The organism is Curtobacterium sp. LFS084 (genome assembly GCF_047977705.1).
In the GTDB taxonomy this organism is placed as follows: Bacteria; Actinomycetota; Actinomycetes; order Actinomycetales; family Microbacteriaceae; genus Curtobacterium.
In genome coordinates this window covers 19,704-43,036 of sequence record NZ_JBFPFM010000018.1, presented here as the reverse complement: position 1 = coordinate 43,036, position 23,333 = coordinate 19,704, and the positions used below count along the sequence as shown (strand labels likewise).

Here is a 23,333-nt window from a genome sequence, read left to right as displayed (position 1 = left end):
GTGTCGGGTACCGTACAACGCATGCCGGACAGCGCATCCCGTGACCTCCAGCGGACGGGAGTCCGCGCCGTGGTCCGGCGCACCTACCACTCGGTGATCCGGCACCGCGTCGTCGATGCGGCGGCGTCGCTCACGTTCTTCGCGCTCCTCACGGTGTTCCCGACGACGCTGACCGTCGTGTCCGCGCTGTCGATCGTGGACCGGCAGGGCGACAGCCTCGAGGACATCATCGGCATCCTCGGGTTCATCGTGCGCCCGGAGACGGCCGCGCACCTCGAGGGTCCGCTCCGGCAGCTCCTCACCCTCGACAACCCGTGGCTCGGCTTCGCGATCGGGGTCGTCCTGACGCTGTGGTCGCTCTCCGGCTACGCGACCGCGTTCGGCCGGGCGATGAACACCGCGTACGAGGTCGAGGAGGGTCGGCGCATCTGGAAGTTCCGCAGCATGATGCTCCTCGTCACGCTCCTCGTGATGGCCGGCGGGGCGATCGCGATCGTGATCCTGCTCGGCACCCCGACGATCTCCGCCGCGGTCATCCGGTCGTTCGGGTGGGCGCCGTGGATCGACGACCTGTGGAACGTCGTGAAGTGGCCGATCCTCGCCGCCGACCTCGTGGTGATGGTGGCGGTGCTCTACTACGCGACGCCGAACGTGAAGACGCCGCAGCTGCGGTGGGTGTCCGCGGGCGCCGGGTTCGCGATCGTGACGTGGGCGCTGGCGACGCTCGGGTTCTCGCTGTACGTCGAGACGGTCGGCGGCGGCAACAAGGCGTACGGCTGGCTCGGTGGCGCGATCCTGCTGCTGGTGTACCTGTACATCTCGAACTTCGTGCTCGTCGTGGGCGGGGAGCTCGACTCCGAGGTGATCCGGATGCGACAGCTGCTCGCCGGCATCGAGGCCGACGAGTCGATCCGGCTGCCGCTCCGGGACGTCACGCGGAACTTCACGCTCGCCCGGTGGCGGGACGCCGACATCGCCGCCGCGCACCACGTCCGGACGATCGCCGCGCAGCGGGCCGCCGACGAGGACGCCGACCCGGCCGAGGCCGAGGCGGCGGCGCACCTGCGGGACATGGCCCGGCAGGTGCGGGTCGGCGAACCGCCGCTGCCGTAGACGCGCCCCGCGCGGCTCAGCGCTCCCGCGATTCCGCGTTCCCGCGCTCCCCCGCTCCTCAGCGCTCCCGCGCGGCCCGGTCGAGCATCTCCTCGGTGACCACCGGGATCGCCCCCGTCGCCAGCTCGATCCCGGAGAGCCGGGCCGGGCTGAGGACACGCTGCACCTGGTCCTCCTCCATGAGCCCCGCCGCGGTGACGAGCGTCGAGATGGGCGTCGAGGTCGTCAGTGCCGTGTGCGCGATCGACGCCGCGGCCGCGTACCCGATGTACGGCGTGAGCGCGGTGACGACGCCGACGTTCGTGTCGACCTGCGCCGCGAGCTTGGCCTCGTTCGCCTCGATGCCCGTCACGCAGTTGATCCGGAGCGTCGCGCAGCCGCTCGCCATCCACTGCAGCGACTGCAGGATCGAGTGGGCGATGATCGGCTCGAAGGCGTTGAGCTGCAGCTGCCCGCCCTCGGCCGCCATGGTGACGGTGGTGTCCGCGCCGACGACGGCGAACGCGATCTGGTTCACGACCTCGGGGATGACCGGGTTCACCTTGCCCGGCATGATCGACGACCCTGCCTGGCGCGCGGGCAGGGTGATCTCGCCGAGCCCCGCCTGCGGCCCCGAGGCGAGCAGCCGCAGGTCGTTGCAGATCTTCGAGAGCTTCGCGGCGCTCCGCTTCACGGTGCCGGACAGGGTCATGAAGGCGCCGGCGTCGCTCGTGGCCTCGATGAGGTCCGGTGCCGTCACGATGTCGAGCCCGGACGCGACCTGCAGCTGCCGGCGCACCTCGTCGCGGTACTGGGGGTCGGCCGTGATCCCGGTGCCGATCGCCGTCGCGCCGAGGTTCGTCTCGGCGAGCAGCGGCATGACCTTGGAGAGCAGGAGGACGTCCTCCTGGATGGTGTGCGCGAAGCCGGTGAACTCCTGCCCGAGGGTCATCGGCACCGCGTCCTGCAGCTGCGTGCGGCCGATCTTCAACACGTCGGCGAAGGCGTGCCCACGCTCGGCGAAGGCGTCGGACAGCAGGGACAGCTGCTCGGTGAGCCGCTGCACGCCCAGGATCATCGCGAGCTTGATGCTCGTCGGGTACGTGTCGTTCGTCGACTGGCTGCGGTTCACGTGGTCGATCGGGTGCAGGTACGCGTAGTCGCCCTTCTCGCGCCCGAGGAGCTCGAGGGCCCGGTTCGCGAGCACCTCGTTCGTGTTCATGTTCGTCGAGGTACCGGCTCCGCCCTGCACGATGTCGACGACGAACTGGTCGCGCAGCGCGCCGTCGCGGACCTCCTGCGCGGCACGGTCGATGGCGTCGGCGCGCTCGGCGTCGAGCACCCCGATCGCCTTGTTCGCCCGGGCCGCGGCCTGCTTCACCGTCGCGAGGGCCTCGACGAGGTCCGGGTAGACCGCGATCGGGACCGAGGTGATGGGGAAGTTCTCGAGCGCGCGGAGGGTGTTGATGCCCCAGTACGCGTCCGCTGGGACGTCGCGCGACCCCAGGGAGTCGGTCTCGGTACGGGTCTGTGCTGCTTCGTTGCCGGTCACGCCCACGAGGGTAGCCCGTCCGGCCGGTCGGGGCCGGGCCCGGGTCGGGCGGGCGCGTCGCGACGCGCGCCGGATCCCGTGGCGCGGTGGACCCACGCGGAGACGGCCTGGAGGCGCGGTGCGGGCCGGCACCGCGCCTCCGGCCGTCAGGGGGTCGCGCCCAGGGCGCCCACGCCGGTCAGCGCCGGATCGGTCAGTGGAACTGCGGGACGATGAGGTAGATGCCGTAGAGCACGGCCGCGCCGGAGACGACGAAGCAGGCGACGGACAGCGTCCGGAGCCAGCGCACGGCGGTCGTGACGTTCGACGGGTGCGGGAACCCGACCGTCGCCGGACCGATGGTGCCGTCGTCCTTCACGGTGAACTTGCCGGCGCGGGTGTCGGCCGCGCTCCAGAAGCGCAGGCCGATCGAGTAGACCGTGACCACGAAGCACGCGCCGACGAGCGAGACGATCGCGACCGTCAGGAACGCGAACCAGTCGATACCCATCAGCGACGTCCTCCCTTGCGACCGGCCATGCGGCGCAGGGTGCGCTCGCGGCTCAGCTCGGCTCGGCGCGCGGCGACGGTCTCGGCGCGCTTCTTCCGCTGCAGGTCACGCAGCTCCTTGCGGGTGAACACCGCGTTGGCGGCGACGTCCACCTCGATCGCGGCAGCCTGCTCGTGCGGCTTCCGGAGCGACCACAGGTACAGCCCGAGGATCACCGCCGCACCGACGACCGCATCGATGACGAGCCCGCCGACGCCGAGGAGGGCGATCCCGGAGGCGACCGCACCGACGGCGGCAGCAGCCGGCAGGGTGATGAACCAGGCGATGACGATCTTGCCCGCGGTGGACCACTGGATCTTCGACCCGCGGCGGCCGAGGCCGGCACCGATGATCGAGCCGGAGGACACCTGCGTGGTGGAGAGCGCGAACCCGAGGTGGCTCGAGGCGAGGATCGTCGCCGCCGTCGAGGCCTCAGCGGCGAAGCCCTGCGTCGCGCGGATCTCGGTGATGCCCGAGCCGAGCGTGCGGATGATGCGCCACCCGCCGGTGTACGTGCCGAGGGCGATCGCGAGCGCACAGGCGATCACGACCCAGAACTGCACGCCCTGCTCGGTCGATTGCGCTCCCGAGGCGATCAGCGTCAGCGTGATGACGCCCATCGTCTTCTGCGCGTCGTTCGTGCCGTGCGCGAGCGACACCATCGAGCTCGTGAAGACCTGGCCGATGCGGAAGCCGCCGCGCTCGTTCGGGAAGACCGGGCGACGGGTGATCCGGTACGCGATCCGGGTCGAGAGGAACGACACCAGCGCCGCGATCACCGGCGACAGGAACGCGGGGATGATCACCACCGTCAGCAGCGCCGCGTAGTTCACGGCGTCGAACCCGGCGCCGACGATCGCGGCACCGATGAGCCCGCCGAACAGCGCGTGCGAGGACGACGACGGCAGGCCGCGCAGCCACGTGATCATGTTCCAGACGACCGCACCGATGAGGCCCGCGAAGATCATCTCGGGGGTGATCGCGACGCCACCCGGCCCCTCGTTGATGAGGCCGTGCGAGATCGACGTCGCCACCGCGGTGCTGAGGAACGCACCGACGAGGTTGAGCACCGCGGCGACCGTGACGGCCACCTTGGGCTTCATGGCGCCCGTTGCGATCGGTGTCGCCATCGCGTTGGCGGTGTCGTGAAAACCGTTTGTGAAGTCGAAGAAGAGGGCCAACGCGATGACCAGGACGACTATGAGTGTGATGTCCACCGCGGGCAAGTGTCCCAGGCGGGACGCCCCCTGGCAAACCCTGTCGTTCACCTGTCGTTCATCTCGCCTGCGGAGTCGTTCAGGATCGGAACCATTCCGATGGAAGAATGGACGCCATGGACACCGTCGAGCTCCTCATCCTGTTGGTCGGATCGCTCGCGGTGACCGGGTTCGCCCGGGCCAAGGGACTGCCGGCGCCCCTGCTCGTGACCGCCGTCGCCCTCGCGGCGTCGTTCCTGCCGGGGCTGCCGCCGATCGAGATCGACTCCGAGGTCATCCTGACGATCATCCTGCCGCCGCTGCTCTACTCGGCGGCACTCGACGTGTCGTGGCAGAGCTTCCGGCAGTCGATCAAGCAGATCCGCCGACTCGGCATCTTCCTCGTGATCATCACGGCGCTGGCCGTCGGGCTCGCGGCGTACATCATCATCCCCGACATGGACTGGCCGGCCGCGATCCTGCTCGGCGCGATCGTCGCCCCGCCGGACGCCGTGTCCGCCGCCGCGATCGGTCGGAAGCTCGGGCTCCCCCGCCGCGTCATGACGGTGCTGTCCGGCGAGAGCCTCATCAACGACGCCGCGTCCCTGACGCTCGTGCGGGTCTTCACCCTGATCGCGGCGGGCACCTCGCTGACGATCTGGCAGGACCTCGGGATCTTCGGTCTCGCCATCGGCGTCGGGCTGGCGGTCGGCATCGTCCTCGGCGTCGCGGTGCACTGGATCCGGATGCGGATCAACGACCCGGTGGTCGAGACGATCATGAGCATCCTGCTGCCGTTCGTCGCGTACATCCTCGCCGAGGACCTCTCCGGCTCCGGGGTCATCGCGGTGGTGACCGCCGGTCTCTACATCGGCTACAACTCGCCGAAGGAGGGCTACGCGACCCGACTGCAGGAGCGTCCGCTCTGGACGAGCATCGACGTCATCCTCGAGGGCTTCGTCTTCGCCCTCATCGGCCTCCAGCTCAACACCGTGGTGCAGGACCTCGTCGAGAGCGAACGGAGCCTCGGGCAGACCCTCACCGCCGCCGCGGTGGTGCTCGTCGTGGTGATCCTCGTGCGGCCGCTGTTCGTGTTCGAGTCCTACGTCCGCAACCGCTTCAACGGCAGGTGGTTCCGGCCCCTGCGCATCAAGCTGTCCCGCGGGCACCCGTCCCTGCGGTGGATGCGCGGTACGGCCGAACCGAAGCTGAACTGGCGCGAGCTGACCGTGATCTCGTGGACGGGCATGCGCGGCGTGGTGACCCTCGCCGCCGCCGTGTCGGTCGTGGCGAACCCCGTCGACATCAAGGCCCAGGACACCATCTTCATCATCGCGTTCATCGTGACGGTGGGGACCCTCCTGCTGCAGGGACTCACGCTGCCGTTCGTGATCCGGACACTCAAGGTGCAGGACCCGGCCGAGGGCGAGGAGGACGTCCGCAGCGAGATGCGGTTGAACCAGCGCACGACCGAGGCGGCGATCGAGCTGCTCGAGAAGCGGCGTCCGGACTGGTCGGCGCAGTACGGGGCCGACGCCGTCGACTCCGTCGTGAACCGGTTGAAGGCGCGTCTCGAACGGCAGGTCGAGACCTTCCGCCAGGACGCGCTCGAGGAGGAGGACGAGGAGCGGAACGCCCCGATGCGACTGCGGGGCGCGCAGATCCAGGACATCCGGCGCGAACTCCTCGACCGGCGGCGCGAGATCGTGCTCGAGGAACGCGAGAAGGGCAACCTCGACGAGGAGGTCATGCGCCGCGTGCTCGTGACCCTCGACGCCGAGGAGCTCGCGATGGACTCGGCGCAGGCGTCGCGCAGCCGGTCCTGACGGGTCGCGGCCGGGCCGGGGCCGCCGGGCGGGCGCGGGCCGCAGGCCGGGCGCGGCCAGGGACCCGGGCGTATCCTGGCGGCCCGACCCAGAACAGGAGCGCATCGCCGAGTGAGCACGCCGCGGAACGACCTCCCCAGGAACAACGACCTCCCGGATCGTGACGGAGGGCCGCGGCAGTCCGCTGCTCCCAAGCCGCGCGCCACACGCCCGTCCACCCGCGGCGGGTCGAAGCCCCGACGCGGCGCCCCGGTCGCCGGCACCCGCCCTGCTCGCACCGGGCAGACCGGCGGAGGTCGTGTCCGACAGGCGCCGGTCCCCGAGCCACAGCGCATCAGCCGCTACCGCCGCTGGTTCGGCACGCTCCACCCCTCGCTCCAGCTGATCGGCCTGCAGCTCTGGATGCCGCTGTTCTTCATCGTCGGCTTCTGCCTCTGCTACGTCTTCGCCTTCCACGCCCCGCACCCGCACGACGTGCCCGTGGCCCTCGTCGGCAGCGACCCGACCCTCGTCCAGGCGACGCAGAAGGCGCTCCCCGGTGAGTACCTCTTCCACACATACGACTCCCTCGCCCAGGCGAAGCGGGACGTGCTCGCGGGCACCATGGCGGTGGCCTACGACCCGTCGACGAACGAGGTCTTCAAGGCGACGGCGCACCAGTTCCAGGTCGCCTCGCTCGTCCCCGTGACACTCAGCACCGTCCTGACCGGCATCGGCGTCGCCGCCCCCACCGTGACCGAGCTCGCCCCGCTCCCCGCATGGGACGAGTACGGCACGGTCCCCATGTACGTCATGCTCGCCTGGTGCATCGGCGGCTACATGGTCGCGATGTTCATCGGCATCATGGGCGGGCCGCTCCGGCACCGCACCCGCATGGCGGTCATCGTGGTCGGCGGTCTGGTCATCTCGCTCATCACGAACACCCTCGCGGGACCGGTCGTCGGCGCGATCCACGGCCACTTCCTCCCGCTCGTCCTCATCGCGTGGGGCTGGATCGTCGCGATCGGTCTCGCGGTCAACGGCCTGAGCTACTTCGTCGGCCGGTTCATCGCCGCGCCGGCCATGATCTGCTTCGTCTTCCTGTCGATGCCGTCGTCCGGTGGCGCCTACCCGAAGTGGTTCATGCCGGAGCCGTTCGCGTGGCTCAACCACGTCGTCGTCGGCTCGAGCATGGTCGACATGATCAAGCACCAGATCTACGGCGTCGGGCCGTCGTACTCGCGCGGCCTCATCACGATGGCCTGCTACGCCGGGGCCGGACTCGTCCTCATGTACTTCGGCAAGAAGTGGTGGGAGCGCCGCCGCATCCGCGCCATCGTCACCGGCCGCACCACGATGTTCCAGGACGCCCAGAACGCGAACCGCGAGTTCCTCGGCAAGCAGCGCGACGCCGAGCTCGAGCGGCACGGCCTGACCTCGACGGAGACCGGCACGCTGAGCGTCCTCCGCGACGACGACTGGGAGGACGAGCGCGTCGGCGGCGACGTCTTCATGGGCGGTCGCGACGGCCTCGAGACCGAGACGACGCCCACGGGTCGCATCCCGGTGGTGCGGAGCGACCGGCCCGGTCCGGCGCAGCGTCCGGGAGGCGCCGGTACCGGCCCCCGCACCCGTCCCGTCCCACGGGCCGACGGCTCCAGGGCACCGGGTCGCGTCGACGCACCGGGTCACGCCGTCGACGGCGCCGGTGAGCGTCCGCACGGGCGGCACGCGGACCGCTAGGCCCCGGGCGGCGGTCGCGTGCCCCGGGCGTGCGCACACTCCGACGCCACGCGAGTCGATCGATGCGTGGAACGTCGCACGATGCACGCGCACGGGGTACCTCGGCGGACCGATCCGCCACGGCCGGCGCGTATCCTGGGGGGATGAACCCGCGCATCGCCTGGCACCGCGTCCTCGTCACCGTCGTCGTCGTGTTCCTCGTGCTGACGGTCGGGTTCTACGCCGCGAGCGTCCTGCTCGCCCCCGCCGACGGCCGGAACGTCGCCGGGCTGTTCGTCGGCTGGGCGATGTTCGCGATGATCGGCGCGATCGTGTTCGGCATCATCGACTTCTTCGTGCGCCCGCTCGGTGGCCGGAGCGGTGACGCCGAGGTCATCGCCGCCGCCGAGGAAGCCCGCACCGGCAGCACCCGCACGCAGACGCGCTAGGCGCCCCGCTCGGCGTCCGACGGCGCGGCGACCCCGGTGCCGGTGTAGCCGGACACGGTGGCGTCGTCCTCGGCGAAGGTGAACCGCGCCCGCACCGTGCCCCCGCCGAGCACCCCCGGCAGCCAGTACTTCGCGTCGTCCCACATCGCGTCGTACGGCACGGCGTCGACCGGGATCCAGCGCGGTTCGAGTTCGTCGCTGCCCGACGGGCTGCCCTGCCAGCGGCGGCAGACGAAGACGTCCGAGACCTGGGACCAGGACGGACGGTACGGGAACCGGTAGTCCAACGTGCCCCGCGCCTCCAGGTCGGCCGCCTCGATCCCGAGGCCGACCTCCTCGGCGACCTCGCGCACCGCGGTCTCGACCGCGCTCTCGCCCGGCTCCCGCTTCCCGCCGGGGCCGACGAGCCGGCCCGTGCCGAGGCCGCGCCGCTTCTCGCCGAGGAGCACCTCGGGTCCGGCCGCGCCGTCGCGCACGAGGTAGACCACGACCACGGCGGGGTGCTGGGACTTGCTCGCATCGCGTGGAGTCACCCGTCCAGTGTGGCGGACGCTGCGGCGCTGGGGCGTCCGGGCGCCGCCGAGAAGTGGCGTACGCTTTTTCCATGGCAGGCGTGCTGCGGGGGCACCATGGCTGAGCCGGGCAGGACCGGGCGCAGCCTCGAAGTGCTGCGCGCCGAGGCGGCCGAGGAGATCTCGATGATCGTCGAGCACCGCAGCCGCCAGGGCGAGGACCCGTGGGAGTTCATGCCGACGCTGCCCACCGTCGACGAGCAGGTCGTGCTGATCCTCCGTGCGGACGCCGTCGAGCTCGACGCCGCGATCGGGCAGCGGAGCGCGCAGTGGTCGATGCACCCCGCGTCCGGGCAGGGCACCCGGATGGGCGAGGAGTACCACCGCCTGCGTCGCATCGCGCTGCAGCACCCCGAGCTCACGCCGGCGGTGTGGAAGCTGATGGGCGCACTGCCCGAGGCCGGCTGACCCGCTCGCCGTCGGGCTGCGGTTGGATGGTCCCATGACCGAAACCGTCCTCGCCGTCCTGAACCAGCCCTCCCGCGACGCCGCACCGCACGACCCCGCGGCGGACACGTTCACGTGGGCGAAGCCGCTCGAGGAGCACATCCAGGTGCAGGACCTCGGGATCATCCGCGGCGACGGGGTGTTCGAGACGATCACGGTCATCGACGGGCACCCGCAGGCGCTCGAGCCGCACCTCGCCCGGTTCACCCGTTCGGCAGCGATGCTCGACCTGCCCGCGCCGGACGTCGGCGCCTGGCGACAGGCGATCGAGGCGGTGTGCGCGCGGCTCGACCCGGTGCGCGAGGCCGCGGTGAAGACGGTCCTCACGCGCGGTGTCGAGGGTTCCGGGCGACCGACCGGGTGGGTCTACGCGGCACCGTCCCCGGACTCGACGGCCGCCCGCACCGAGGGCATCTCCGTCGTCACGCTCGACCGCGGGTACCGGCACGACGTCGAGCGGACCTCGCCGTGGCTGCTGCAGGGCGCGAAGACCCTCTCGTACGCGGTGAACATGGCGGCACTCCGCGAGGCCGGTCGACGCGGCGCCGACGACGCGGTGTTCGTCTCCACCGACGGCTACGTGCTCGAGGGCACGCGCGCGAACCTGATCCTGTCCGTCGGCGGTCGGCTCGTGACGCCGCGCACCGACATCGGGATCCTCGCCGGCACGACGCAGGCCGACGTGTTCCGCTTCGCCGAGGACGCCGGGATCGAGACCGCGTACGAGCTCGTGACGCTCGACGACTTCCACGCCGCCGACGCGGCATGGCTCGTCTCGAGCGTGCGGCAGGCGGCCCCGATCCGGTCGGTGAACGGCGTCGCACGGGAGATCGACGCGGCCCTCACCACGCGCATCAACGACTTCCTGCTCGCGCGCGAGGTCTGAGACCCGCCGTGCCGTCGGTGGGCTGACCCGGCGATCGACGGGAGGCGCGGTGCGGGCCCGCACCGCGCCTCCCGTCCGGCTGCGGTCGCTACCAGCGCGGCGTGGTGACGCCCGTACCGTCCGCCCACTCGAAGACGGACTCGCCCGCGATCCAGACGCGCGTCGCGCGGCTGGTCGCGTCGAGCGGGTCGCCGTCCCACAGGACGAGGTCGGCGTCGTAGCCCTCAGCGAGGCGGCCGACGCGGTCCCCGAACCCGAGGAAGTCGGCCGGGTTCGTCGTCAGCGCCTCGAGCGCGGTCTGCCGGGGCAGCCCCTCCTTCACCGCGGCGGTGGCCTGGTCGACGAGCATGCCGATCGGGACGACCGGGGCGTCCGTCGTGATCGCCACGCGGACCCCGGCCGCCGCGATCGCCGCGAGGTTCGGGATCCCGCGGTCACGGAGCTCGACCTTCGAGCGGCTCGTGAAGAGCGGGCCGTAGATGACCGGGATGTCCTTCTCGGCGAGGACGTGCGCGATCTTGTGCGCCTCGGTGCCGTGGTTCACGACCAGGCGGTACCCGAACTCCTCGGCCAGCCGGATCGCGGTGGCGATGTCGTCGTGGCGGTGGGTGTGCTGGTCCCACGCGAGCTCACCGTCGAGGACGCGGACGAGCGCCTCCTTCGAGAGGTCGCGGGCGAACGGGTCTCCCTTCGCGGCCGCGGCGTCGCGGGCGGCACGGTAGTTCTGCGCCTCGACGAAGGCGTCGCGGATGATCTTCGCCACGCCGAGCCGGGTGGAGGGGGTCTGGCCCTTGCCGCCGTACACGCGCTTCGGGTTCTCACCGAGCGCGCTCTTGATGCTCACCGCGTCGGAGATGAGCTGCTCGTCGATCGTGCGGCCGCCCCAGGTCTTGATCGCGACGGTCTGGCCACCGATCGGGTTCCCCGAGCCGGGCTTGACGACGATCGAGGTGATGCCGCCGGCGAGGGCGTCGCGGAAGCCCTCGTCGTCGATGTCGATCGCGTCGATGGCGCGCACGCCGGCCATGTTCGGGCCGGTCATCTCGTTCGTGTCGTTGCCCGCCTCGCCGTTCGCCTCCTCGTGGATGCCGACGTGCCCGTGCGACTCGACGAAGCCCGGGACGAGCCACGCGCCCGCGGCGTCGACGACCGGCAGCCCCGCCGGGGGCGAGACGTCCGGTCCGATCGCGGTGATGCGCCCGTCCTCGACCACGACGGCGCCGCCGTCGAACTCGGGAGCGGCGACGGGGACCACGTGTGCGTTCGTCACGACGAAGGAGTTGCTCATGGCACCACGGTACTGACGGGCACGGACACCGGGGCCGTGCACACGACATGCAGATTCCTCGCGGCGGCGGCCGGGCGTGCTCCAGCATCGACGCATCGCCCCGTCTCGTCCCACGTGGAGGAACCGATGCCCCGGACCGAGCACCCCTGGCCGTCCCACACGACCGTCACGGTCCCGTGGCGCAGCAGCGTGCGCGGCCCGCGGCACGACCGCGAGACGACGTCGGTGGTGGCGTCCGTCCCGCCGCGCATCGCCCGACTCCCCTGGGTCCCGGACGCCGACACCGCGGCCCTCCTCGACCGGGCCGCCGCCGCGCTCGTGGCCCTCGACGAGCAGGACGGCGACCGGCTCGCCGTGCTCGGTCGCCTGCTCGACCGGACCGAGGCCGTCTCCTCCTCCCGCATCGAGGACGAGCACGCCACGCTCGACGACCTCGCGCGGGCGGTGGTCGGCGTCCGGGCGAACCGGAGCGCGACGGCGATGGTCCGGGCCGGCGGCGCGATCGAGACGCTCGTGTCCTCCGCCGCGTCCGGCACGATCTCGGAACGGGCCGTGCTCGCGGCGCACCACCGGCTCCTGCGCGACGACCCGGTCGACGGCCCGTCCGCCGGGCGCTGGCGGGACGTGCAGAACTGGATCGGCGGCGGCGCCACACCCCGGCTCGCGCGGCACGTCCCGCCACCACCCGGGCTCGTGCCGGAGCTGATGGACGACCTGTTCGCCTTCCTGGCCCGCGACGACCTGCACCCGATCGCGCAGGCGGCCATCGCGCACGCGCAGTTCGAGTCCATCCACCCGTTCACCGACGGCAACGGGCGGATCGGTCGCGCGCTCATCGCCGCCGTGCTGCGCCGTCGTGGTCTCGCACGCGTCGTCACCGCGCCGGTCGCGACCGCACTGGTCGCCGAACGCGACCGGTACTTCTGGCACCTCGACCGCTACCGCCGCGGTGCCGTCGACGAGTGGGTCCGCGACCTCGCGATCGCCGTCGGCACGGTGTGCGACGAGGCAACCGTCACCGCGCTGCTCCTCGACGAAGCCGCGGTGGCGGTGCCTCCCCTCGCCCCCTCCGCCGACGCCCACGTGGCGTCGTGGTGGCCGACACGGGCGCACGACGCCGTCGCCCGGACCCTCGTCGACGATCCCGTCGTCACCGAGGAACACCTCGAGCACGTACTCGGCGGCGATGCAGGGGCGATCGACGCCGTGACCGACGACCTGTGCCGGGTCGGGGTGCTCCGACCGGTCACCGAGCGGCGCCGGCGACGCGCGTGGCTCGGGGTCGCCGCTGCCGATGCGGTGACGGCGTTCACCGACCGCGTCCACGACGTCGTCACGCACCGGGCGAATAGGGTGGGGTGGTGAGCAGCGAGCACACCCAGGCCACCCCGCCCACCGCCGCCAAGCGGCCCGTGACACGGACCCACCACGGCATCGACTTCGTCGACGACTACGAGTGGCTGCGTGACAAGGAGTCCCCGGACACGCTGGCCTACCTCGAGGCCGAGAACGCGCACACCGAGCAGGCGACGGCGCACCTCGACGGACTGCGCGACCAGATCTTCACCGAGGTGAAGAACCGCGTGCAGGAGACCGACCTCTCGGTGCCCGTCCGCATGGGCGACTGGTGGTACTTCACCCGCACGGCCGAGGGCAGCCAGTACGGCGTGCACTGCCGGGCGCCGATCGCCGGTCCGGACGACTGGACCCCGCCGACGGTGGCCGAGGGCGAAGCCACGCTCCCGGGCGAGCAGGTCGTCCTCGACGGCAACGCCCTCGCGGCCGGGCACGACTTCTTCTCGCTCGGCTCCTACGACATCAGCGACGACGGCACGCGACTCGTCTACGGCATCGACGTCGAGGGCGACGAGCGCTACACCCTGCACGTGCGGGACCTCACGACCGGCGCCGACCTCGGGGACGAGATCCCGAACACCGGGTCCGGCGCGACGTTCGACCCGTCCGGCCGCTTCGTCTTCTACCCCACCGTCGACGACTCGTGGCGTCCGGACCGCATCTGGCGGCACACCGTCGGCAGCCCCGCGGCGGACGACGTCGTCGTGTTCGAGGAGCCGGACGACCGCTACTGGGTCGGGGTCGGCGTCACCCGGTCGTCCCAGTACATCGTGATCGAGCTCGGCTCGAAGATCACCTCCGAGGCGCTCGTCCTCGACGCGGCGGACCCGACCGGCGAGTTCCAGGTCGTGTGGCCGCGGCGCGAGGGCGTCGAGTACGAGATCGAGCACGCGATCGTCGGCGGCAGCGACCGCTTCCTGGTCCTGCACAACGACGGCGCCGAGAACTTCGAGCTCGTCGACGTCCCGGCGGACGACCCGACCTCCGAGCGGGACCGCCGTGTCGTCGTCGCGCACCACGCCGAGCGACGCATCGAGTCGGTGGACGCCTTCGCCGGGCACCTCGCGCTCGAGTACCGGTCCGAAGCCCTCCCCCGCGTCGCGATCATCCCGATCGAGGGTGACGGCTACGGCGACGCCCACGAGGTCCCCTTCGACGAGGCCCTCTTCTCCGCAGGGCTCGGGGGCAACCCGGAGTGGGACCAGCCGACGCTCCGGATCGGCTTCACGTCGTTCGTCACCCCGTCCGAGGTGAGCGACCTCGACCTCGCGACCGGCGAGGTCACGGTCCTGAAGCGCCAGCCGGTGCTCGGCGGGTACGACCCGTCCGACTACGTGCAGGAGCGCGACTGGGCCACCGCCGACGACGGCACCCGCGTGCCGATCTCGCTCGTGTGGCGCCGTGACGCGGTCGACACCGAGCGCCCGGCGCCGCTGCACCTCTACGGCTACGGGTCGTACGAGCACTCCATCGACCCCGGGTTCAGCGTCATGCGCCTGTCGATGCTCGACCGCGGCGTCGTGTTCGCCGTCGCGCACGTCCGCGGTGGCGGCGAGATGGGTCGGCACTGGTACGAGAACGGCAAGACCCTCACGAAGAAGAACACCTTCTCGGACTTCGTCGCCGTCGCCGGGCACCTCATCGACTCCGGCCGCACCACCGCCGACCGCCTCGTCGTCGAGGGCGGCAGTGCCGGCGGGCTCCTCATGGGCGCCGTGGCGAACCTCGCACCGGAACGCTTCGCCGGGATCCTCGCGGCGGTGCCGTTCGTCGACGCCCTGACGAGCATCCTCGACCCCGACCTGCCGCTGACGGTGATCGAGTGGGACGAGTGGGGCGACCCGCTGCACGACCCCGAGGTCTACCGGTACATGAGCGAGTACTCGCCGTACGAGAACGTGCGCGACGACGTGCAGTACCCGAAGATCCTCGCCGTGACGTCGATCAACGACACCCGCGTGCTCTACGTCGAGCCCGCGAAGTGGACGGCTCGGCTGCGGGAGGTCGGTGCGCCGGTGCTGCTGAAGACCGAGATGGCGGCGGGCCACGGCGGCGTGAGCGGGCGCTACGACTCGTGGAAGGAGCGGGCGTTCGAACTCGCGTGGCTCCTCGACGTCCTCGGGCTGGCGGACGAAGCGCCTGCCGCGTGACGACCTCGTGAGCAGGAATGGTCGGGTTGCCCGTGGGCACCCGACCATTCCTGCTCACCAAGCGCACGGCGCGCCCCGCGCGCGCACGCTCACACGCGGTTGAGTGCGTGCACCGCCTCGTCGTAGGACTCCTCCGCGAGCCGGACCCGGTCCCCCGCGAGGACGCCGTAGCCGAACGTGCCCTCGCCACCGCGCTCCGCGATCGCCGCGGTCGTGCGCAGGGCGTCGAGCGCGTGCAGGGCCCGCACCCGCTCGGTCAGGACGTCGGCCGCGGTCCCGATGCGCTTCCACAGGGCGTGCGGGAACGCGTCGTCGCCGAGCACGTCCATCGTCAGCCGTGCGCGCATCGTCGCCTGCCAGGCGGCCTCGGTCGTGGCGCGGTCGGCGGCCTCGCGCTCGGCCGCGGTGTCGGAGGTGTCGTCGGCCACCGCGGCCCGCACGAGTTCACGGACGTGCGGCTTCACCTCGGCGCCGACGTCCTGGGCGACCTTCTTCGGCGATCGGAGCGCCCACGCGGTCGGCGCCGGGCGCTCCACGGCGTCGTCGAGGGCGTCGAGGAGTTCGAGGAACGGCTCGCCGTGCAGGAACACCACGACGTCGCGCACGGACTGGTCGCGCCGTTCGCGTGTGGCCGCGAGGATCCGCTCGCGGGTCATCGCGTCGACGAGCTCGTCCTGTGCCGGGCTCGACGCCCGCGGCAGGCGGTCGACGAGGTACTCCGCCAGCGCGGCGCGCGCGGTGACCTCGGCCAGCCCGTCGGCCGCCTCGGCGGCGCGGTCGAGGGCGTCGCCCGCGGCGAACGCCGGACGGTAGCCACCCATGATCGCTGCGATCTCGAGTGCGGTGTCGGCCGCCTGCCGGAGGTCGGTCGTGTCGCCGGAGCGGAGCCGCGCCTCCTGGGTGAGCAGCGCGGTGCGGAGCTTCCGCAGCCGCTTCACGAGCACGCGGGCGGTCGTGCCCTTGTCCGGCTTCTCCGCGGTCTGGAGGCGCGGTGCCGGTGCGCCGGCCAGCCCGCGTGCCAGCTTGGACGCGACGGCGGCGGGGCCGGCCCCGACGTCCGCGAAGCGCCCGTCGAGGGCGGCGAAGAGTTCGTGGGCGACCTGCGCGTCGACGCCGTCGACGGTCTCGACCTCGACCTCGCGCCAGGTGCGCGGGGTCTCGGGGGCGTCGTCGTCGAGGCGCTGGGCGTGGACCAGGTCGTCGGCGAGTTCGGCGACCTGGTCGCCGTCCTCGTCGAGGAGCCGCGTGACGGTCCGCGTCGTGGTGATCCGGACGACCGGGTGCAGGCCGCGACCGCGACGCTCGGTGAACAGCGCCGCGAGGACCTCGGTCGGGACGGTCTCGGCGTCGTCGGTCAACGGGAAGTGCTGCTCGTGACGGACCGTGTCCGACTCGGAGCGCTTGATGTGCCAGCCGGCGTCCGGTCCCCCGGTGCGGCGCCGGACCGTGACCCGGGCGGCCACGAGGTCGTAGCGGTCGGTGTCCCAGTACGTCGCGTCGAGCTCGAACGGGTCCTGGTGCTCGGTACGGAGGATGCCGCCCACGCCGACGAGGTCGGGCAGGGCACCACCCTCGGGGAGGTCGTAGGTGCGCTCGATCTCGAGGTGGGTGTCGCTCACACGGTCTTGTCTACCAGGGGTTCGCCGTGCGCCTCGAACCGGACCGGCGCACCTGTGGAGAACCGGCCGGCCACGGCACCCGCGAGGACCGCGACCAGGAACGGCACGAGCTGCAGCCCATGCCACACCGCGGTCCAACCCGAGACGGTCATGTCGATGGTCTGCACCGCGGAGGAGAGCGGGACGAGGAGCATCCCGGCGACGAGCGGGAGCGTCACGAGTGACCATCCCCACCCGACGCCGCGGCGGACCGCGAGCCAGACGCCGAGGACTGCGGCAGCGAACACGCCGATCTGCAGGAAGTACTCCACCGGCAGGGAGAACCGGCCGATGACGATCTGCCACCACAGGACCGAGATGGCGAGCGTCCCGACCGCTCCGAGCACGCGCCGTCGCAGACCCACGCCCGCGACGAGCAGGAGCGCGAGCGCGACGAACCCGCCCGGCACCACCGACATCGCGAGGGCGTCGAGTCGGAACAGCACCACGGCGCCGGGCAGGCCGTTGTAGCGCTGCAGGAGGGCGAGTCCGACCCCGGCTGCCGCGAAGGAGGACAACGCGAGGACGAGCAGCACCGGCACGGTGGCGATCGTGTGCGGCGCGGGACGGACGTGGAGCGGTGCTGCGGTCATGGTGTCCCCCCAGGTGGAACGTCGGTCGGCGCGTCGGTGGAGGAGCGCCGTGGTGAGTGCGCCGAACGCGAGGGCGGTCGGCGAGAGCTCGAGCTCCGGGGCGTCCCGGACGTCGGCGAGCCACTGCTCCCGACGGGCGGCACGGTGCCCCGCGGGCGAGAGTGCGACCGCGACGCCCACGAGCACCCGGTCCACCCCGTTCACGAGGTCACCGGCCGATGGCTCGGCCGCGTCGTCGCGCGGGACGGTCCGGCTGCGGGCTGCCGCTCGGCGAGCAGCGAGCGAGCGGCCTCGACGCCGTCGCCGGTGAACTCGTAGAGCCGCCGTCGCGGACCGGGGCGGTCGGTCTCGTCGTCCCACGACGACGTGATCCACCCCTGTCGTTCGAGTCGTTCGAGAATCGGGTAGACGGTGCCGGCCTGGCGCCCGGTGGCCTTGATGACGAGCAGCCCCCAGGCCGGACCGTCGGCGGCCAGCAGGGCGTCGAGCACGTCGAGCGTCGTGGCGGTGACGCGTCGGATCGGTTCCATGCGGCTTAACCTAGCTATGTAGAACAAGGCCGTCAAGCCCGTCCAGGAAGTCGGGTTAGCCTGCTCGCATGAGCGACACGATCACCCGCGAACAGTTCACCCCCGAGGCCGGCGGCGTCACGATGTTCACGACCTCCTGGTGCGGCTACTGCGCGCGGCTGAAGAACCAGATGTCGAAGGCCGGCGTGCCCTTCACCGAGGTCGACATCGAGCAGACGCCCGGCACGGCCGAGCTCGTCGCCGAGGTCAACGGCGGCAACCAGACCGTGCCGACGCTGGTGTTCCCGGACGGCAGCACGGCGACGAACCCCTCGCTCGCCGAGGTCCAGTCGCGCATCTGACGCCGCGGGGCGCCCACGCCGAACCACGAAACCGACATCGAACCAGGCCGAAGCCCCGGTTCGATGTCGGTTTCGTGGTTCGTAGCAGGGCGCGAAGGGCCTAGCCCCCGAGTGCCTCGGTCAGCAGCGCCGCCATGGCGTCGAGCTGGATGTCGCCGGAGTCGACGACCTCCTCGTCCGAACCGTCGAGCGCGCGGGCGGCCAGGGACGCCTTCGAGTCGATGAGCTCGGCGATCTTGGTGTCGATCGTCTGTGCGGCGATGATGCGCCACGCCGTCACGGGCTCCTCCTGCCCGATGCGGTGCACGCGGTCGATCGCCTGGGTCTGCTCGGCGCTCGTCCACGACAGCTCGGCGAGCACGACGTTGGACGACACCTGCAGGTTCAGGCCGACGCCCGCCGCGGTGAGCGAGCACACGATCACGGCGACGTCGGGGTCGTTCACGAAGGAGTCGATCTCGGCCGTGCGCTGCGCCGGCGTCTGGTCGCCCCGGACGGTCGCGGTGCGGAGGCCCCGACGTGCGAAGACCTCCTCCGCCTGGTCCATGACGTCCAGGTGCTTGGCGAAGAAGACGACCTTGCCGACGTTCGAGGCGAGCTGCGCCGCGTAGTCCGCCGCGAGCTGCGCCTTGGCCCGCCCGATCCGCCGCACCATCGAGAACACGTTCTCGCCGGTGGACGAGGCGTCCTGGTCCTCGAGCTCCCAGCGCGCGACCTGCCGCACGAGCTTGTGGTCGATGCCGACGACCGGGTCCTGCCCGGTGCGGGCGTCGAGCGCCTGGTGGTACCGCTTGACGAGCTTCGCGGTGAGTTCGCGCTCGGCGTCGCGGATCGAGCGGCCCTCTTCGCCGTCGAGCTCGACGGGGATGTCGGCGATGCGACGCGCGGGGATGTCCGCCGCGACGTCCACCTTGCGGCGTCGGACGATGCCCTGGTCGATGACGGCCTTGCGCGCCTCGACGAAGAACCCGGGGTCGGCCGGCGTCAGGCCGATCTCCTCGAGCTCGTTCATGAGCTTCGCGCGGGGCTTCTTGTCGTCGATCCAGCCGAGGTACTCCCAGATGGTCCGGAAGTCCTCGACCGAGTTGATCAGCGGCGTGCCGGTGAGGGCCATCAGCAGCGGCGCGGCCGTGCGCGACCGGATCGCCTCGGCGAGCTGCAGCACGAACCTCGAGCGCTGCGAGTCCTTGTTCTTGATGAAGTGCGCCTCGTCGACGACCATGCCCTTGAACCCGAAGTTCCCGAGCCACCCGGCGTGCCGGTCGAGAATCTCGTAGTTCACGATGACGATGTCGGCGAACCCGTCGAGGTCGTCCCCGTCGCCGTGGATGACCGTGGCGGTGCGGTTCGGGACCCAGCGGGCGGCCTCGCGCTTCCAGTTCGTCTTGACGACGTTCGGCACGACGACCAGCAGCGGGAACGCGTTCGCGGCCTCGGCGGCGAGCAGCGACTGCGCGGTCTTGCCGAGACCGGGCTCGTCGGCCAGCAGGAAGGTGCGGTGCCCCTCTGCGGCCGCGGCGATGAGCTCCGCCTGGTGCTTCATGAGCGTAGTGCCGGACTTGGAGTGCAGCGTCGTGGGCTCGGGCAGCGGCATCGTCGCCGCACCCCCACCGGCGCCGTACTCGAACGACTTGAAGAGCGGACCGAACAGCTCCCAGTTCGCCAGGCGTCGCGGGTGGGCGACGGGCTGGTCGGCGAGGGCGAAGTCCGGGGGAAGGAACGGGTTCGCGAGCTGTCGCTGCACGACCGCCTGCGGCACGACCGCGCGGACCGGGGTCTCGACCACCGGCGAGGGCTCCGCCGCGATGACGAGCTCCTCGGGCTGCAGCTCCATGCCGCCCGCGATCATCATGTCCCGCTTGACGGTGCGGGTCGTCTCACTGACCGATGCCTCTTCGGTGAGGAGCTGGATCACGCTGGTGTCCCGAGCCGCCGTCTTCGCGAGGATGGTCGCGACGCCGTCGAGCCGCTTGAGCTGCTCGGCACGCTGCGAGTCGGTGAGTTCGGTGTCCGCCTTGACCCGTGCGCGTTCCTCGCGCATGAGCAGGGCGACCGCCTGGAACTTCGAACGGTTCGACGCCTTGAGCGGTCCGCGCTGTGCCGCCGCCTCGACCTCGCGCACCGCGCGGGCGAGGACGGGGATGACGCCGTCGTTGTCGAGCGGCCTGGTGCGACGCGACGCGGTCCGCGTCCCGCCTGCAGCACGCCGGGTGCCTGATCGAGCCAACGCTCCTCCTGTTCCGCCCGTCCGTGCGAGCGAGCCGCCCCGCGGGGCGGAAGTCCTGAACCGGTGCCTGGCACGGCTCCGGTGTCCGGGGGCCACCGTGGCCCGCCGCTTCGCCGGTCCCCGCCTCGGGACGAGGAGTCCCGCGGACCGTTCCCCTCGGCCACCGCGTGGGTACCGGACAGGACGGTCCGCGCCGGGATCCGGCGCCGTCACACGCACGTGCGGCCCCCTCGGGACCGTCACGGATCCGGCTCCCACGCCGGTCAAGCGACCGACTGCTGCGTCCGGAATCGACGCGGCACGCGGGAACGCGGTGCGTGCGCGTTCAGTTTACTCCCCGACCACCGACGGAGGCGACTCGGCGACGCCCGCGCGCGTCGCGCCGTGCGGTCGGTCGTCCCCACCTGTCGGACGGGAGGCGCGGTGCGGGCCCGACCCGCGCCTCCCGTCCGGTAGGTGGTCGCGTCGCGAGCGACCGCACCGCCCGTCCGCCGTGGAGCCGACGGACGCGCGCCGTCGTCAGAGCTGGGGTGCGGACCGCGGACGGACGAGGCCGTCGGACGGCACGACCGGCGTCGCCTCGGCGAGGGCGGCCTGCGTCGCGGCGAGCAGCTGCTCCGCCGTCTGGATCCCGTTCGCCGAACCGGTCGTCGCCTGGCCACCGGCGTGCGCGAGGAGCTGTGCACCGATCGCCGGACCGATCCGGTCGGACTGGTCGGGGTTCCGCGCGACCCAGTCGCGCGCGACGGCGTCGGCGAGGCGCTCCGCGGCGGCTCCGCGGTCCGCGTCCCCGCGGGAGCGGTGCCAGAGTCCGGTGACGACGAGGTGCGCGACCACGGCACCGATGTCGCGCACCGGGTAGCCCCAGCCGGCCGTGTCGATGTCGAGCAGGCCGGAGATCCGCCAGGGCTCGTCCTCGTCGACGAAGACCTGCTCGAGGTGGAGGTCACCGTGCACGACCTGCTTCGTCGCCGCGGCCCAGCCGATCGAGCGCCGGCCGATGGCGTCGTACAGGGTGTCGATCTCCTCGGCGTCCTGCGGCAGCGCGGCGACGAGGGTGCGGCGGTGCCAGTCGGCGTGGTCCATCGCGTCGGCGCGGGCCTGCTGCGTCATCGGGACCGTCGCGATGCGGCCGGTGAGTGCCGCCAGCGAGGCGACGAACCGCGGGTCGTCCGCGATCTCGAGGATGCGGCTGCCCGCCGGGACCCCGCGGATGCGCTCGAGCACGAGCAGGCCGTCCCCGCGGCTCGACAGGACCCGGGGCACCGGGAGCCCGGCCGCGACGAACTGCCCGTGCGACCGCTCGATCGGGGCAACCCGGTGGGGGCGCACCACCTTGAGGAACAGGGTCCCCTCGGCCGCGTCGACCCGGACCACGGCGCGCTTGCCCGGACGGTAGGCCGCCACGGTCAGCGTCGGGTCGGTCACCGGCATGCCGAGGGTCGTCAGGAGCTCGGCGACCGCGTCACGGTAGGTCACCTGGGGCAGGACGGGCAGCCCGGGATCGTTCGGGTACGCCCACACCGATACCGGCTCCCCCGTCGCGGGGTCCGTGACGATGGCGCTGTTCTGGTCGTGGGTCCCACCCGTGTCGACGTAGGTGAGGACGGTGGCGCGCTGGCCGTTCCGGTCCACCGTGTCGACCTCGTAGCCGTACAGGTAGCCGTTGCCCGAGGGCTCGACCGAGTGGGCGCGTGCGGCCACGACGGAGGTCCCGGAGCCGGCGAAGGCCTGCGGGATGACACGCTCGTGGTTGGGCCACACGAGACCAGTCAACCGGACCGGACGGGATTCGTCGCGTTCGTGCACGGCTCGGCGCGCGCACCGTGGCTACCGTGGTCGTCGTGAACCCGGTCGCGCGTCTCCGCAGCTCCAGTCGCACGCCGTTCCTGCAGGTCGTCAAGACCGCGGTCGCGGTGGTCGCGGCCGTGCTCCTCTGCCGGGTGCTCATCGACGGGCCGTTCCCGACCTTCGCCGCCATCGCCGCACTGCTCGTCGTGCAGCCGAGCATCAACCAGTCGTTCGTGAAGGGCCTCGAGCGCAGCGCCGGGGTCGTCCTCGGGGTCGTGCTCGCCACCGGGTTCCACCTGCTGCTCGGCGACACCGTCTGGGTCGTCCTGCTCGTGATCGTGCTCGCGATCCTCATCGCGTGGGCGCTGCGGCTCACCCCGACCTCGGCGACGCAGGTCGGGATCAGCGGGATGCTCGTGCTCACCGCGGGCGTCGTCACGCCGAACTACTCGGCGGACCGGATCCTCGAGACCGTGCTCGGTGCGGTCGTCGCCCTCATCGTGAACGCGGTCATCGTGCCGCCCGTGCTGCTCGGGCCGGCGCACCTCGCGGTCGCACGACTCGCGCGCGACACCGCCGCGGCGTTCGAGCGCGTCGCGATCGGGCTCACCGAGGGCTGGGACGCGGAGCGATGGCACGAGGCCCTGCTGCAGGCCCGGGCCCTCCGGCAGCAGCACGCCCGCGCCGAGGCCTCGCTCACCGCGGCCCGCGAATCGCTCACCATGAACCCGCGCGGCGGTCGGCACCGGACCGTCCTCGACGAGGACATCGTCGTGGCCGAGCACCTGCGCGTGCTCGTCACCCGGGTGACCGGCATGACCCGTGCGATCCAGGACAACACGGCACCGGACCTCCGCGCCGACCCGGTGGTCGGCAGCATCGCCACCGAGGTCGCCCGGATCGGGGCGGACGTCCGGGCGCTCAGTGCCCGCGTCGCGGCCAAGGAGGTGCCAGTGTCGACCGCCGGAGCGCCCCGGCCGCGGTCGTCGGCGACGGTCACGCCGCAGCACGACGAGGACGTCGTCGAGCCGGCGCTCACCGCACCCCTCGAGGTGATCCGCCCGAACTCCCGGCACTGGATCCTGATCGGCGCGCTGCTCGAGGACATCCGGCGCGTACGCGAGGAGCTCCTCGGCGAGGACGGCTGAC

20 protein-coding genes are annotated in these 23,333 nt (G+C 72.1%); 10 read left to right on the top strand and 10 right to left on the bottom strand.

The genetic code is table 11. The annotated features are described in order from the left end of the window. Positions 1–21: 21 nt before the first annotated feature. Complete coding sequence (locus ACNQOV_RS11065; RefSeq protein WP_416394533.1) at positions 22–1,113, top strand: YihY/virulence factor BrkB family protein; 1,092 nt, start codon at positions 22–24, stop codon at positions 1,111–1,113. Positions 1,114–1,171: 58 nt separating this feature from the next. Here the strand turns inward: ACNQOV_RS11065 and ACNQOV_RS11060 are convergent, their stop codons facing one another. From ACNQOV_RS11060 to ACNQOV_RS11050, 3 genes are all read right to left on the bottom strand, one after another. Continuing rightward, positions 1,172–2,644 carry an aspartate ammonia-lyase gene (locus ACNQOV_RS11060; RefSeq protein WP_042724125.1) on the bottom strand — a complete coding sequence of 491 codons (1,473 nt, stop codon included), beginning with the start codon at positions 2,642–2,644 and terminating at the stop codon, positions 1,172–1,174. Positions 2,645–2,837: 193 nt separating this feature from the next. Further along, on the bottom strand, positions 2,838–3,134 hold the full coding sequence (locus ACNQOV_RS11055) for a hypothetical protein (RefSeq protein ID WP_022908617.1): 297 nt from the start codon (positions 3,132–3,134) through the stop codon (positions 2,838–2,840). Next, positions 3,134–4,390 (bottom strand): inorganic phosphate transporter, encoded by a 1,257-nt coding sequence (locus tag ACNQOV_RS11050; protein ID WP_416394532.1) that lies wholly within the window; start codon positions 4,388–4,390, stop codon positions 3,134–3,136. The genes ACNQOV_RS11055 and ACNQOV_RS11050 overlap by 1 nt, the downstream gene beginning before the upstream one ends. Positions 4,391–4,506: 116 nt before the next feature. On the opposite strand from ACNQOV_RS11050, the gene ACNQOV_RS11045 reads away from it, so the two are divergent. From ACNQOV_RS11045 to ACNQOV_RS11035, 3 genes are all read left to right on the top strand, one after another. Then, positions 4,507–6,195, top strand: a complete 1,689-nt coding sequence (locus ACNQOV_RS11045; RefSeq protein ID WP_416394531.1) for a cation:proton antiporter — start codon at positions 4,507–4,509, stop codon at positions 6,193–6,195. A 111-nt stretch (positions 6,196–6,306) separates the two neighbouring features. Continuing rightward, a complete protein-coding gene (locus ACNQOV_RS11040) occupies positions 6,307–7,917 on the top strand; it encodes an ABC transporter permease (RefSeq protein WP_416394530.1) in 1,611 nt (536 codons plus the stop codon). Between the two features lie 143 nt (positions 7,918–8,060). Next, the gene (locus ACNQOV_RS11035; RefSeq protein ID WP_022905776.1) at positions 8,061–8,345 is read left to right on the top strand and encodes a hypothetical protein; all 285 of its coding nucleotides are present in this window, start codon (positions 8,061–8,063) and stop codon (positions 8,343–8,345) included. Here the strand turns inward: ACNQOV_RS11035 and ACNQOV_RS11030 are convergent. Next, positions 8,342–8,878 (bottom strand): 8-oxo-dGTP diphosphatase, encoded by a 537-nt coding sequence (locus ACNQOV_RS11030; RefSeq protein WP_042724121.1) that lies wholly within the window; start codon positions 8,876–8,878, stop codon positions 8,342–8,344. The genes ACNQOV_RS11035 and ACNQOV_RS11030 overlap by 4 nt on opposite strands. Positions 8,879–8,974: 96 nt before the next feature. Between ACNQOV_RS11030 and ACNQOV_RS11025 the strand changes: the two genes are divergently transcribed. Together ACNQOV_RS11025 and ACNQOV_RS11020 are read left to right on the top strand one after the other, a co-directional pair. Continuing rightward, on the top strand, positions 8,975–9,325 hold the full coding sequence (locus ACNQOV_RS11025) for a hypothetical protein (RefSeq protein ID WP_022908622.1): 351 nt from the start codon (positions 8,975–8,977) through the stop codon (positions 9,323–9,325). Positions 9,326–9,359: 34 nt separating this feature from the next. Then, the gene (locus tag ACNQOV_RS11020) at positions 9,360–10,250 is read left to right on the top strand and encodes an aminodeoxychorismate lyase (protein ID WP_416394529.1); all 891 of its coding nucleotides are present in this window, start codon (positions 9,360–9,362) and stop codon (positions 10,248–10,250) included. An 88-nt stretch (positions 10,251–10,338) separates the two neighbouring features. Here ACNQOV_RS11020 and ACNQOV_RS11015 read toward each other — a convergent pair whose 3' ends face one another. Then, positions 10,339–11,538 carry an amidohydrolase gene (locus ACNQOV_RS11015; RefSeq protein ID WP_416394528.1) on the bottom strand — a complete coding sequence of 400 codons (1,200 nt, stop codon included), beginning with the start codon at positions 11,536–11,538 and terminating at the stop codon, positions 10,339–10,341. A 126-nt stretch (positions 11,539–11,664) separates the two neighbouring features. On the opposite strand from ACNQOV_RS11015, the gene ACNQOV_RS11010 reads away from it, so the two are divergent. Then, positions 11,665–12,903 carry a Fic family protein gene (locus ACNQOV_RS11010; protein ID WP_416394527.1) on the top strand — a complete coding sequence of 413 codons (1,239 nt, stop codon included), beginning with the start codon at positions 11,665–11,667 and terminating at the stop codon, positions 12,901–12,903. Next, the gene (locus tag ACNQOV_RS11005) at positions 12,900–15,044 is read left to right on the top strand and encodes a S9 family peptidase (RefSeq protein ID WP_416394526.1); all 2,145 of its coding nucleotides are present in this window, start codon (positions 12,900–12,902) and stop codon (positions 15,042–15,044) included. The genes ACNQOV_RS11010 and ACNQOV_RS11005 overlap by 4 nt, the downstream gene beginning before the upstream one ends. Before the next feature lie 89 nt (positions 15,045–15,133). Here ACNQOV_RS11005 and ACNQOV_RS11000 read toward each other — a convergent pair whose 3' ends face one another. The 3 genes from ACNQOV_RS11000 to ACNQOV_RS10990 are packed head-to-tail and all read right to left on the bottom strand — an operon-like array spanning position 15,134 to position 17,825. Then, positions 15,134–16,663: a CYTH domain-containing protein gene (locus ACNQOV_RS11000; protein ID WP_416394525.1), complete on the bottom strand. Its 1,530-nt coding sequence runs from the start codon at positions 16,661–16,663 to the stop codon at positions 15,134–15,136. After that, a complete protein-coding gene (locus tag ACNQOV_RS10995) occupies positions 16,660–17,499 on the bottom strand; it encodes a hypothetical protein (RefSeq protein WP_416394524.1) in 840 nt (279 codons plus the stop codon). Before ACNQOV_RS10995 ends, ACNQOV_RS11000 begins: the two co-directional genes overlap by 4 nt. Continuing rightward, on the bottom strand, positions 17,496–17,825 hold the full coding sequence (locus ACNQOV_RS10990; protein WP_416394523.1) for a PadR family transcriptional regulator: 330 nt from the start codon (positions 17,823–17,825) through the stop codon (positions 17,496–17,498). Before ACNQOV_RS10990 ends, ACNQOV_RS10995 begins: the two co-directional genes overlap by 4 nt. 68 nt (positions 17,826–17,893) lie before the next feature. Between ACNQOV_RS10990 and ACNQOV_RS10985 the strand changes: the two genes are divergently transcribed. Beyond that, positions 17,894–18,166: a mycoredoxin gene (locus tag ACNQOV_RS10985; protein ID WP_022908628.1), complete on the top strand. Its 273-nt coding sequence runs from the start codon at positions 17,894–17,896 to the stop codon at positions 18,164–18,166. A gap of 100 nt (positions 18,167–18,266) precedes the next feature. Here ACNQOV_RS10985 and ACNQOV_RS10980 read toward each other — a convergent pair whose 3' ends face one another. Beyond that, positions 18,267–20,393: a DEAD/DEAH box helicase gene (locus ACNQOV_RS10980; protein ID WP_402264040.1), complete on the bottom strand. Its 2,127-nt coding sequence runs from the start codon at positions 20,391–20,393 to the stop codon at positions 18,267–18,269. Between the two features lie 519 nt (positions 20,394–20,912). After that, on the bottom strand, positions 20,913–22,169 hold the full coding sequence (locus ACNQOV_RS10975) for a phosphotransferase enzyme family protein (protein WP_416394522.1): 1,257 nt from the start codon (positions 22,167–22,169) through the stop codon (positions 20,913–20,915). Positions 22,170–22,237: 68 nt separating this feature from the next. On the opposite strand from ACNQOV_RS10975, the gene ACNQOV_RS10970 reads away from it, so the two are divergent. Continuing rightward, positions 22,238–23,332 (top strand): FUSC family protein, encoded by a 1,095-nt coding sequence (locus ACNQOV_RS10970; protein WP_416394521.1) that lies wholly within the window; start codon positions 22,238–22,240, stop codon positions 23,330–23,332. Position 23,333 lies beyond the last annotated feature (1 nt).